13 protein-coding genes are annotated in these 11,982 nt (G+C 64.4%); 7 read left to right on the top strand and 6 right to left on the bottom strand.

Annotated features, from left to right (window positions below):
- Positions 1–27 precede the first annotated feature (27 nt).
- The gene (locus AC1DWU_RS05405) at positions 28–582 is read left to right on the top strand and encodes a TIGR00645 family protein (RefSeq protein WP_477148940.1); all 555 of its coding nucleotides are present in this window, start codon (positions 28–30) and stop codon (positions 580–582) included.
- Between the two features lie 170 nt (positions 583–752).
- Positions 753–1,127 (top strand): hypothetical protein, encoded by a 375-nt coding sequence (locus AC1DWU_RS05400; protein WP_477148939.1) that lies wholly within the window; start codon positions 753–755, stop codon positions 1,125–1,127.
- Positions 1,128–1,321: 194 nt separating this feature from the next.
- Here AC1DWU_RS05400 and AC1DWU_RS05395 read toward each other — a convergent pair whose 3' ends face one another.
- Together AC1DWU_RS05395 and AC1DWU_RS05390 are read right to left on the bottom strand one after the other, a co-directional pair.
- Entirely contained in the window at positions 1,322–1,936 is a 615-nt protein-coding gene (locus AC1DWU_RS05395) for a GyrI-like domain-containing protein (RefSeq protein WP_477148938.1), read from the bottom strand.
- Between the two features lies 1 nt (position 1,937).
- Positions 1,938–2,411: an Lrp/AsnC family transcriptional regulator gene (locus AC1DWU_RS05390; RefSeq protein WP_477148937.1), complete on the bottom strand. Its 474-nt coding sequence runs from the start codon at positions 2,409–2,411 to the stop codon at positions 1,938–1,940.
- 147 nt (positions 2,412–2,558) lie between these two features.
- Here AC1DWU_RS05390 and AC1DWU_RS05385 point away from each other — a divergent pair, with 147 nt between their 5' ends.
- From AC1DWU_RS05385 to AC1DWU_RS05365, 5 genes are all read left to right on the top strand, one after another.
- Positions 2,559–3,257: a tellurite resistance TerB family protein gene (locus tag AC1DWU_RS05385; protein ID WP_477148936.1), complete on the top strand. Its 699-nt coding sequence runs from the start codon at positions 2,559–2,561 to the stop codon at positions 3,255–3,257.
- Positions 3,258–3,330: 73 nt separating this feature from the next.
- Positions 3,331–4,371, top strand: a complete 1,041-nt coding sequence (locus AC1DWU_RS05380; protein ID WP_477148935.1) for an LLM class flavin-dependent oxidoreductase — start codon at positions 3,331–3,333, stop codon at positions 4,369–4,371.
- A 105-nt stretch (positions 4,372–4,476) separates the two neighbouring features.
- Entirely contained in the window at positions 4,477–5,325 is an 849-nt protein-coding gene (locus AC1DWU_RS05375) for a glycosyltransferase family 25 protein (RefSeq protein ID WP_477148934.1), read from the top strand.
- 55 nt (positions 5,326–5,380) lie between these two features.
- Positions 5,381–6,202 (top strand): glycosyltransferase family 25 protein, encoded by an 822-nt coding sequence (locus tag AC1DWU_RS05370; RefSeq protein ID WP_477148933.1) that lies wholly within the window; start codon positions 5,381–5,383, stop codon positions 6,200–6,202.
- A 47-nt stretch (positions 6,203–6,249) separates the two neighbouring features.
- Complete coding sequence (locus tag AC1DWU_RS05365; RefSeq protein WP_477148932.1) at positions 6,250–7,089, top strand: glycosyltransferase family 25 protein; 840 nt, start codon at positions 6,250–6,252, stop codon at positions 7,087–7,089.
- Positions 7,090–7,097: 8 nt separating this feature from the next.
- On the opposite strand, the gene AC1DWU_RS05360 is transcribed toward AC1DWU_RS05365, so the two are convergent.
- From AC1DWU_RS05360 to dnaG, 4 genes are all read right to left on the bottom strand, one after another.
- Positions 7,098–7,319, bottom strand: a complete 222-nt coding sequence (locus AC1DWU_RS05360; RefSeq protein WP_477148931.1) for a hypothetical protein — start codon at positions 7,317–7,319, stop codon at positions 7,098–7,100.
- Between the two features lie 133 nt (positions 7,320–7,452).
- On the bottom strand, positions 7,453–7,752 hold the full coding sequence (locus AC1DWU_RS05355) for an HlyU family transcriptional regulator (protein ID WP_477148930.1): 300 nt from the start codon (positions 7,750–7,752) through the stop codon (positions 7,453–7,455).
- Positions 7,753–7,767: 15 nt separating this feature from the next.
- Positions 7,768–9,846, bottom strand: coding sequence for an RNA polymerase sigma factor RpoD (gene rpoD, locus AC1DWU_RS05350; RefSeq protein WP_477148929.1), 2,079 nt, complete (start codon positions 9,844–9,846; stop codon positions 7,768–7,770).
- Positions 9,847–10,019: 173 nt separating this feature from the next.
- Positions 10,020–11,975, bottom strand: coding sequence for a DNA primase (gene dnaG / locus AC1DWU_RS05345; protein WP_477148928.1), 1,956 nt, complete (start codon positions 11,973–11,975; stop codon positions 10,020–10,022).
- Between the last annotated feature and the right edge of the window lie 7 nt (positions 11,976–11,982).

The raw sequence follows: 11,982 nt of genomic DNA, 5'->3' as shown, positions 1-11,982 counted from the left end.
TCACCTGCCCACCTGACGGAGCCCACCATGCCCAAGCGTCTCGAACTCATCATCGAAGCGGTGATCCTCGCCTCGCGCTGGCTGCTGGTGCTGTTCTATCTCGGGCTGGCGGTGGCGCTGGCGGTCTATGCCGCGACCTTCGGAGTGAAGCTGTTCGACTTCGTCAGCCACGTCTTCACCATCGAGGAGTCCGATGCGATCCTGAAGATGCTCGGCTTGATCGACGCCGCCCTGGTCGCCAGCCTCGTCGTCATGGTGATCATCTCGGGCTACGAGAACTACGTCTCGCGCTTCGACGACGACGGAGCCGTGCACTGGCTGGGCGAGATCGACGCCGGTTCGCTCAAGATCAAGGTGGCTTCGACCATCGTCGCCATTTCGTCGATCCACCTGCTGCAGGTGTTCCTCAACGTCTCCAGCTACGCCACCGAGCAGTTGATGTGGTTCACCCTCATCCACCTGGCCTTCGTCGCCTCGGCGCTGTTCCTCGCCTTCATTGATCGGGTCTCGGCGCAGACCAAGACCATTGGCAAGGCGAGCCGCGCATTCGACGAAAACGCTGCAAAATCGTCTGAAACCTGACCGGCCGACGACAGCCTTTCTTCATTCCTCGTGCGCTGAAATCGCCATATCTCCCAGCCGTTTGGGGGCCCTGGCTGATTCATTTCGGCAATTGCCAAGGTTTGCGGGAACATTTCCCGCGGCTCCTGCGTTCTTGGGCCTATACGGTACTCAAACAAAGGAGCTTGATCATGGCTGCACCCGAACGCGATACCGTTTATTCGAGCGACGACACCACTCGCACGACGTACACTCGTGAATCCAGCGCCACTGGCTGGTTCGTGGGCATCATCGTAGCGCTGGCGTTGCTCGCCATCGGCTACCTGGTCTTCTCGGCCAATAGCGGCCCGTCGACGACATCGACGACCGTGAACAATACGCCAGCGGTTGAAGCGCCCGCCACTCCGGCGCCCGCTCCGATGACCGAGGCTCCGGCCACAGGTACCGAAACCACTCCGATGGCTCCGACCACCGAACCAGCTCCGGCCGCGCCGGCTGAAACCGCCCCGGCGACTGAGGCACCGGCTCCGGCGACTGAGGCACCGGCCGCTCCCGCGGCCCAATAACTACGAAGACTCAATAGACGTCATTCAGCTTCGGTCCTCCCCCGAAGCTGCCTTAAACCCCGGCAGCCCCCCTGCCGGGGTTATTTCATTGTTGTAGAGCACCCGCATGTCGCGGTCGGTCTCGAAGTTCCTGGCACGCCAGCCGAACTGCGTGGCGCCGATCTTCTTGGCCTCGAGCGGGCAGAACGCGCCGGTCAGATCCGCTTGACCGGCTGTCTGAGGATGGTCTTGAGCTTCTCTGGCGGCACCCGGCGCGGATCGGACAGGTAGATCTCGTGATGGTGGCCGGTTTCCTTCAGCCGGTTCGCCGGCAGGAACTCTTGGTGCAGCCGCGCGAGAGTGGGCCCTTCGTCATCGTAGCTGCCGATGTGCAGGGTCTGCACCGAGAGGCCCTCATGATAGCTGTCGAGCCGCAGGCCCGGCGGCGGCGAGCCAAGCTTCTTGCCGGCCTTCTCGACCGCTTTGTCGAACTGCGGCGCAGCAACGAAATCCGGCTGCAGGATCATGATCGTCCAGCGCCAATCGGCCTTGGTGCGCGTGATGAAGGTGGACATGTCGTCGGCCCACCACAGCGCCTCCAGCGGCCCGACCACATAATCCCTGGCCAGTTCCGCCTTGGCGGCGAACTTCATCGCGTAGCTCACCGAGAAGAGCCATGCGACGCCCGTTTGGTATGCCTCCGCAGTGTTCGGATCGCCCTCGCCGTCGAGCTGGACATATTGCAGCGGCGGCACGTCGATGATCTCGAACTTGCCCTGGGGCGCGCTATACAGCGCCTTGTGCTGCTTCTTCAGGTCGAGTTTTTCCATGTCACACCGGTGTCTGCGGTGCCTCGACCCGGTTCGTTTCCTTTGGCGACGACAATACGATCAGCGTCTCGGTCCGCTGCACGCCCGGCACTTCCTTCAGCACCTGGGCGAAGAAACCCTCGAGGTCGCGGGTCGTCTTCAGCCGCACCTTCATCAGGTAGTTCCACGACCCGGTGACGTGGTGCGCCTCCTGCACCTCCGGCACCTTGGCGATCGCCGCAAGGAAGCGCTTCTCCGTCGCCGGATCGCTCCAGCCGACAAACACAAAGGCGAGGAGATCGAGCCCCACCTTCTCGGGGTCGACGCGCGCGTGAAAGCCGCTGATCACCCCCAGCTTGATCAGCCGCCTGATGCGGTCGTTCAGCGTCGAGGGTGCGACGCCCAGCGTCTTGCCCAGTTCGGCGACCGGCACCCGGTCATCGTCCTGCAGCAGGCCCAGCAGCTTGTGATCGATTTCGTCGAGACCAGTCGCCATCGCCTCCAGACCTCCCTCGTAGCCCGGCACAACCTAACCACCGAGGCGAGAAAGGCAACCTTCCGCCCTGCGTGAACTTGTCATCCTTGCGCAGCCGGAAGGCGGTACCTAACTGCATGGGGAACCAGAAAAAGCCGGGAGAGAGCCATGTTCAACATCGACGGTATCATCAAGGCCCTGCAGACAGATCCCAACACGCAGCGCTCGGCGATGACGGGCGCTGCTGGGCTCGCGGCCGGCATGCTGTTGTCGGGCGGCGGGCTCGGTAAGTTGGTCGGCAACGCCGCCAAGCTTGGCGCCGTCGCGGCCGTAGGCGGTCTCGCATACACCGCCTGGCAGCAATACCAGAAGAACCAGCAGCAGGCCGGCGCCCCCGCCGATGGCGCCCCTGCCCCCTCGCAGGACGCGTTCGTGCCGCCGCCGCAGGCCGCCTACCAGAACGAGGAATTGGGCAAGACCCTGGTGCGCGCCATGATCGCCGCCGCCAAGGCCGACGGCCAGATCGATTCCGACGAGAAAGAGCGCATCTTCAAGCGGCTCGAAACCATGCCGCTGTCAGCGGAGGAAAAGGCCTTCGTCTTCGACGAACTGGCGAGCCCGCTCGATATCGAAGCCGTGGTTGCCCGCGCCGACACCCCCGAGCATGCCTCCGAGATCTACGCGGCCTCACTCGTCGCCATGCAGCCTGACACCGCCAGCGAGCGAACCTACCTTGAAGCTCTGGCCTTCAAGCTGAAGCTCCCGCCCGGGCTGGTTGCCGAAATCCATCGCCAGGCCGGCCACACGCCGCCCGCCGCCCCGACGACTGCGAGTTCCGCCTCCTACGTGCCCAGCAGCAGCGTCTGAGTTACAAGGCTGTGCGTTCTTGCGCCCGCGAGCGCGCACGGCCATCTAGGGCGCTCATCCTGAGGATCGCGCCATGGAAATCGGACTCTACTCCTTCGCCGAGAACACGCCGGACCCCTTGAACGGCGGCCATCTGCAATCACCGGCCGACCGCCTCAAGGACCTGCTCGAGGAGATCAAGCTCGCCGACGAAGTTGGCCTCGATTTCTACGGCCTCGGCGAGCACCACCGCCCAGACTTCGTTGCCTCGGCTCCGGTCACTATCCTCGCGGCGGCAGCGGCCGTCACCAAGCGCATCCGGCTCTCAACCGCCGTCACGGTGCTCAGCTCCGACGATCCGATCCGCGTCTGGCAGCAATTCGCCACCTTGGACCTTCTGTCCAACGGCCGCGCCGAGATCATGGCCGGCCGCGGCTCGTTCATCGAGAGCTTCCCGCTGTTCGGCTACGAGCTCGACGACTACGACACGCTGTTCGAAGAGAAGCTCGCCGAGCTGATCAAAATCCGCGAGGGCGGCAAGGTGCAGTGGGAGGGCTCGGAGCACACCAAGCCGATCCCCGGCATCGCCATCTATCCCAAGCCGATCCAGGAGCCCCTGCCGCTCTGGGTCGCCGTCGGCGGCACTCCCAACTCGGTCGCCCGCGCCGCGTATTACGGCCTGCCGCTGATGCTCGCCATCATTGGCGGCAACCCAGAGGCGTTCCGCCAGTTCACCGAACTCTACCGCCGCACCGCCGAAAAGGTTGGTCACGACGTCAAGAAGCTCCCGATCGGCATCTCCTCGCACGGCTTCATCGCCGAAAACTCGCAGGATGCCCTCGACACGGCTTTCCCCGCTCACCACGAGGCCATGAGCCGTATCGGCCGCGAACGCGGCTGGCCCCCGACCACCCGCGCCCAGTTCGAGGCCGGCGCCAGCCCATCGGGCGCTTACTTCATGGGCTCCCCGCAGCAGGTCATCGACAAGATCCTGATGCAGCACGAGTGGTTCCAGCACGACCGCTTCGGCCTCCAACTGAGCGTCGGCACCCTGCCCCATGCCAAGGTGATGAAGGCGATCGAGCTGTTCGGCACGGTGGTGAAGCCGGCGGTGAACAAGGCGTTGGAGCAGTGACCTCACTCGCCTGCAGGCCCTGGAACGCTGAGGCAGGCAAATAGCGCTGCCGCAGTCGTACGGAATGTGTGGACACGCGTTGGCACCTTGAGGCATGTCACGCCGATGCTGACCTCGCCGCAAACCCCGGTGTTTTACATCAACCTGGCCTCTCGCCCGGACCGCCGGGCGTTCATGGAGGAGCAGTTCGATCGGCTGGGCATCAAGGCCGAGCGCATCGAGGCCGTTCGGAGAGACGAGGTCCCCGCTGATCTGCTGGCCTTTCATGCGAGCCCCAGGTGCCTGTGGAGGAGCAACCCCGGCGATCTTGCATGTGGCCTCAGTCATGAACGAGCATGGACCCACATAATTGAAGCCGGCCACAGCGAGGCGGTGATCTTTGAGGACGACGCCGTCCTGACCCCGCCGATCCTCGACTTCCTTCCCCTGGGACTGCTTGGTCAGCTCGGGGCCGACATCATCAAGCTGGAAACGTTCCGAAAGAACGTGCAGCTCGGATCCGCGAGCACGCAGGTTGGGAACACGACCCTGCGCGAGCTCTGCTCCTCACAAATGGGCGCAGCTGCTTACCTGATCAGCCGCGATGCGCTGCTGACGTCGCTCAACACCCCATTGCTCCGCGAACTCAGCGTCGATCGGCTTCTGTTTGGTCGGGGCGGTCCCCATCTGCTGCGCAGCCGCATCCTTCAGGCATGGCCGAGCCCCTGCATCCAGCTGAACCGCATCGATCCGGCTGCAGATGTTGGAGCGAGCGACATCCACTTGACGAGGGCAGCGTCCGTCAGGCGATGGTACCCGCAAGACATGGCCGCCCGCTTGCTGGTGCACTTTGACCACGCGGCGCGACTGCTGCGGTTGGCACTTCGCGATCCGGGCGCCGCGTTTGGCGGTCGTATCAAGGTTCCGTTCGTAGGCGACGGCACCAGCAGTTCGCCGGCGCCCGTTCGCCGCTGATTGATTTGTCGCCGTTGGTGGAACCTGACCGCCCATAGCAATGGAAAGGTACGAGATGCTTCCAGCTTTCTTCGTCAACATGGCGTCTCGGCCGGATCGGCTGCAGCATGTGGAACACCAGTTGAGTTCCTGCGGCATTACCGCCACGCGCATCGAAGCCGTCACGCCCGCTGATTTTCCTGCGGAACTGGAACAGCGCCGCCGAGCAGGGGTGGTCACCCTCAACGCTGGCGAGATCGCCTGCAGCCTCAGCCACCGAAAGATATGGCGCATGATGGTCGAGCGGGACATTCCAGCAGCCCTCATCCTGGAGGATGACGTGCTGCTGTCTGCCGACCTGAAGACGGTGCTCAGCGATCCTCATCTGTTCGACCATGCTCCAGACGCCATCCAGCTTGAAACCCACGCTACGGCGGCGCTCGTCGGCCGTGCGGTTGCCACCGCAGTGCCAGGGGTGACGCAGAACCGACTGATGTCATCCAGTCTCGGCACGGCTGCCTACGTCATCACCAGCCGGCTAGCGCAACGTCTACTGGCGCGGGACGATCTGGACACGATGTCCGTCGATAGTCTGCTGTTCGGACGGCCCGGCGGACTATTCTATGAGGCCCGCATCTTCCAGGTCGTTCCGGCCCTTGCCATTCAGCTCGACCAGACGGCGGAAGGCAAGCGGAGCGTCGCTCAAAGCGATCTGACGGGCCAGCGGCCACCGCACCGGCCCACCGGGCCGATGCCGTTCCGCCTTCGCTTGAAGCGCTCGGCCAAGCATTGGGGGCACCACCTTCGCATCCTCACCACGTTCGGCGCGAGCGGTGATCTATGGGGAGCGCGTCACCTGCGCCTCCCGGTCGCCCAGGATCTCCAGCCGCTGCTCTAGCAACGGATCGCGCGGCCGCCGCCGTCAACGAGTGTCAGGGACATCCAATGACCACCTTTCCCGCCGGGCAAATCCCCGTCTACTACATCAACCTTGCCAGCCGCCCAGACCGTCGGCAGTTCATGGAAGAGCAGTTCGAGCGCCTGGGCATAGTCGCCGAGCGGGTGGACGCCGTGACGCCGGCCGAGGTCGGGGAGGCACGAATGGCTCCGCACGGTGACCCCCACAATCCCTGGGCAATGGCACGCGTCGAGGTCGCTTGCGTGATGAGCCACGAGCGGGCCTGGCGGCGGATCGTAGACACCGGCGACGCGCACGCGCTGTTCCTCGAGGACGACGTTGTGATGACCGAGGGCCTCAAGAGCTTCCTCGACCCGGCGTTCAACGCCAATCTAGGGGCTGACGTCCTGAAGCTTGAGACAACTTATGAGAGTGTACGGGTGGGGCGCACCGTACGTGTCGTCGCCGGGCGCTTTGCCGTGGGCAAGCTGCTTGCTTCTCACATGGGCGCAGCCGCTTACGTTTTGTCCGCAGAGATGGTGCGCCGCAGCCTCACTGATTCTGCGCTACAGCTGATGTCGGTGGATCGCTACCTGTTCTCGCGCGGCGGTCCGGTGATCCCGTCACAGGGCCTGTACCAGGTGATCCCCGCCCCGACCGTGCAGCTCGAGCACTTCCGAGGCGGCAAACCCGGCAGCGCCGAGAGGAGCGATCTCAAGCCAGATCGTGATCGACATCGGGCCAACGTTCCCCTCACGCTTGGCTATCGCTGGCGCGATTTTCTCGCCCGGGCGTCCTATACGCTGCGCCTAGCCGCTCACATCCTGCCCGACCCCGAAGCTCGCCGGCAGAAGCGCCGAGCCATCCCCTTCGACGGCGATACGTAAGCGCCGCCCTACTTCCCGCTGCGCTTCAGTGTCTTGATCGGCAGGGGCGGCAGGCCGGATTTTTCGGCGATCAGGCGGTCCTGTTCCATGATGGCGCCGCGCGCCGCTTCGTCGCCATCGAGGCCGCCGAGCAGGCTTGCGTCTACCTTGCGGTTCGAGCGCTGGCTGCCGTCTTCGTAGACCACGTCGAAGAATACGAACTCGGTCCGGGCGGTGGGTTTCTTGGCCATTTCTGGAACTCCTGGTGAGCGGCATTGCCGGCTGCGCAAATCTGCGCACGCGGCGATGTCGCGGGGATAACGCTTCGGCGCCCGAATGGGCGCCGTCAGCTGGTTTCTGTCGCGTGAGGCAGGCCTCGCACGGCTATGGGCGGTAGATGCCCTCGCCCTGCTCGTCGATGATCTGGCGGCCCTTGGCGAGCGCGAAGCTGACCACGTCCTCCTTGGACGAGAAGCGGTCGGCGCGCACGAACTTGTAGCTCTTCAGCTCGCCGTCGACTTCCTTTTCGATCAGCCCGGCGAGCTGATACTCGCTGCCCACCGGCATGATCAGCGACTTGACGGTGAAGCCCTTGTAGGCCTCCTCCGCCACCACTGCCGGCTCGATCGACTTCGACGCCGATCCACCGCCGCCACCACCGAAGAGGTTCTTCCAGAACGACATTTGGCCGACCTCTCCTCAGTTGTCGAGGAAGCTGCGGAGCTTCCGGCTGCGGCTGGGGTGCTTGAGCTTGCGCAGCGCCTTGGCCTCGATCTGGCGGATGCGTTCGCGCGTCACGCTGAACTGCTGACCCACTTCTTCGAGCGTATGGTCGGTGTTCATGCCGATGCCGAAGCGCATGCGAAGGACACGCTCTTCGCGGGGCGTCAGCGACGCCAGCACGCGGGTCGTGGTTTCGCGCAGGTTCGACTGGATGGCTGCGTCGATCGGCTGGATGGCGTTCGAATCCGGGATGAAATCCCCGAGGTTCGAATCCTCCTCGTCGCCGATCGGCGTCTCGAGGCTGATGGGTTCCTTGGCGATCTTCAGGACCTTGCGAACCTTGTCCAAAGGCATCTGCAGCTTTTCGCTGAGTTCCTCGGGGGTCGGCTCGCGGCCGATCTCGTGCAGCATCTGGCGCGACGTGCGGACGATCTTGTTGATCGTCTCGATCATGTGCACCGGAATACGGATGGTGCGGGCCTGGTCGGCGATCGAGCGGGTGATCGCCTGCCGAATCCACCAGGTCGCATAGGTCGAGAACTTGTAGCCGCGACGGTACTCGAACTTGTCGACCGCCTTCATCAGGCCGATATTGCCTTCCTGAATAAGATCAAGGAACTGCAGGCCGCGGTTCGTGTACTTCTTGGCGATCGAGATCACTAGGCGAAGGTTGGCTTCCACCATTTCCTTCTTGGCGATGGCGGCTTCGCGTTCGCCCTTCTGCACCTTGTGGACGATCCGGCGGTACTCGGCGATATCGAGGCCGGTTTCCGTCGCCAGCGTCTGGATGTCGCCGCGCAACTCGTTCGCCGTGTCGACTTCGCGCTTGGCGAATTCCGCCCAGCCCTTGCCCGACAGCGTCGAAACCGTGGTCACCCAGTTCTGGTCGAGCTCGCTGCCATAATAGGCCTCGAGGAAGCTCTCGCGCTTCACGCCATAGCTCTCGGCGAGGCGCAGCAGGCGGCCCTCGAGACGCACCAGGCGCTTGTTGATGTCGTAAAGCTGCTCGACGAGGCTCTCGATACGGCTCTGGTTCAGCGACAGCGACTTCACGTCGGTGATCACTTCCGAGCGCAGGCCCTCGAGCTTCTTGAGGTCGGCGGCGGTCGCCGGCGCGTTGCCGGCCATGCGATCTTCGGTGTGCCGGTCCTGCATCTTGCGCATCTTGCCATAGGCATCGGCGATGCGATCGAAGGTCTCGACCACCTGCGGCTTCAGCTCGGCTTCCATCGCCGAAAGCGACAGCGAGTTCTCGAAGTCGTCGTCCTCGTCCTCGACCGGATCCTGCGGCGCCTGCGGCTCCTCGGGAACGTAGTCGTCCTCGTCGTCGCCGCCTGAACGGGCGCGCGGAGTGGGCTTGGCAGCCGGCTTCGGCTCTTCCCTGACGGAGGACGGGCGCTCGATCTCGGACGGCATCACCGGGGCCGCCTGCTTGGCGTCGGGGCCTGCATAGGTGGCTTCGAGGTCGATGATGTCGCGCAGCAGGATTTCGGCGTTGGCGAGCTGGTCGCGCCAGATGATGATGGCCTGGAAGGTCAGCGGGCTCTCGCAGAGGCCCTCGATCATCGTCTCGCGGCCGGCTTCGATGCGCTTGGCGATGGCGATTTCGCCCTCGCGGCTGAGCAGTTCCACCGAGCCCATTTCGCGCAGGTACATGCGCACCGGATCATCGGTGCGGTCGCTGCCTTCGCGGGTGTTGGACTTCGACGCGACGGCCGTGCCGGTGCGTTCGGCGAGCTCGGTCGATTCCTCTTCCGGGGTATCGGGCTCGGCCTCTTCGACCTCGTCTTCGTCGACGACGTTAATGCCCATGTCCGAGAACATCGCCATGATGTCCTCGATCTGCTCGGAGTTGACCTCCTCCGAGGGCAGAACGGCGTTCAGCTCTTCATAGGTGACGTAGCCGCGCTTCTTGGCGGTCTTGATCAGCTTCTTTACGGCGGCATCGGATAGGTCGAGCAGCGGGCTATCTGGCGCCTCGCCACCGGCTGCACCGGCAACTTCCGGCTTTTCTGCGTCTTTGGGTTTGGTCTGGGTTGCTGCCTTGGTGGCCATCTAGCTTGCTGCTCCGGGGGCCCGATCGGGAGGGCGCCGATAGTCGTTAAGTGGTCACGGCTTGAGACATCGTAAAGGGAACGGCTGGCGCGACGGTTTCCGATATGCCGTCACTTGTTCGTCACCGGTAACTGATTCGCCCATAAGCGAAATCGCGCGTACTCGCAGCTTTTCTAAAAGCTCCGTGTCGCGCGCCCCGATAACGAACCAAACCCTTCGATCAATGCCTCTGTGCCATCGACGGTGGTGATCTGGTTCTGGATGTCCCGCAGCCGTTCGAATGTTTCCTCGCTCGGGTCGTCGCCCAGCGCCAATTCGGCTGCCTTCAGGGCCTTATTTAGCTCAACGGATTTGTAATGCAAGGCCAGGGCATGAGCTAATCCGATCTCGGCGTCCGGATCGGCGATCTCAACCGCGGTCTGCCATACCCCCTGACGGGCCAGTAAATCCCGCATTTTCTCGATCGCATCGCCGAACCCGCGCACCCCCAAAGCAGCATTTAGCGCCTCGGCACTGATTTCGTGATCGCGGGTAACGAGGTCGAGCATCGCCCCCAAAAGGTTCCGCGACAGCGGCGAGGACAGCTCCAGCGACGCAAGTGATTCGAGCCGGCTGTCCGCCAGCGCCGGATGGTTGACCAGCGTGAGCAGGATTGCCGCCTCGCGCGGCGTCGCGTCGAGCCCCCTGCCCGGCTTCAGCAGCCGCGAGTTCCTCAGCGTATCCGACACCACCACTCGCGGGCTACCGCGCCCCGCATACTGGTTGCCGCCGGCTCGCGGATTGCGCCGCTCATAACCACCGCGCTGGCCGTTATTGTCCCGCCGCTCCCAGCGCTGGTTGCGCACCGGGGCGAAGAACGCCTGTAGCTTCTCGTCGAACGCCTGCATGTAGTGCCGCTTCACCGACGCCTCGCCGATGGCGTTGGCCCGCGCCTTGAGCCGCGCTTCGAGCGCCGCTCGCGCCTCCGGCGTCTCAGGCACGATCCCGCCGGTCTCGATGCTCCAGATGACGTCCGACAGCGAACGCGCCCGTTCGATCACGTCGGCGAACGCGCCGCGTCCCTCGGCCTTGATCAGGTCGTCCGGATCCTGCCCCTCCGGCAAAGTAGCGATCCGCACCGTCCGCCCCGGCTGCAGATGCGGCAAGACGATCTCGGTCGCCCGCGCCGCCGCCCGTTGCCCTGCTCCATCGCCGTCGAAGCACAGCACTGGCTCGTCGCTCATCCGCCACAGCAGCTGCAGATGCTCCTCGGTTAGCGCCGTACCGAGCGGCGCCACCGTGCCCTCGAAGCCCGCTGTCACCGCCGCGATCACGTCGAGATAGCCCTCGACCACGATTACCGACTTGCCAGCCCGCGCCGCCTCCCGAGCCGTCTGGCCGTTGTAGAGCGTCATCCGCTTCTTGAAGAGTTCGGTCTCGGGCGAGTTGAGATACTTGGCCGGCACATCCGACGACATCGCCCGGCCCCCAAAGGCGATGACCTTGCCACGGAGGTCCGTGATCGGGAACATCACCCGGTTGCGGAACCGGTCGTAAGGCATCGGCGACTCCTCGCGCACCACCACGAGCCCCGCATCCACCATCTCCTGCGCCGACACCCCGTTGGCCGCGAGGTGCTCCTTCAGCCCGTTGGCGCTGTCCGGTGAATAGCCAAGCCGGAACTTCGTCTGCGCCGCCGCGCTCACCCCTCGCTCGTTGAGATAGCCGCGAGCCCGAGCCCCGATATTGTGGCTCAGCGCCGCCTCGAAATACTGGGTGGCGATCTCCATCACGTCGTAGAGCGTGCGCCGGCTTTCCTGCCGCGCCTCGTCGCGCTCGTCGCGGGCCGGCATCGGCACCCCGGCCATCCCGGCGAGCTTTTCCACCGCCTCGGGAAAGCTCATCCCGGCCTTCTCGGTCAGGAACCGGAAGTGATCCCCCGACACCCCGCAGCCGAAACAGTGATAGATGCCGCGCCGGTCGTCGGCATGAAAACTCGGGCTTTTTTCGCCATGGAACGGGCAGCAGGCCCACATATCGCCGCGCTGTGGCTGGCTCTTGCGCTTGTCCCAGATGACGTGCTCGCCCACCACCTGCGAGATCGGCAGGCGCTGCCGGATCTCATCGAGGAAGCCGTCGGAAAAGCGCATGGCCGAT

The organism is Devosia sp. P2_G7 (assembly GCF_056403495.1).
The sequence above is the reverse complement of the archived record's forward strand: the minus strand, read 5'-3'. Positions and strand labels throughout refer to the sequence as shown.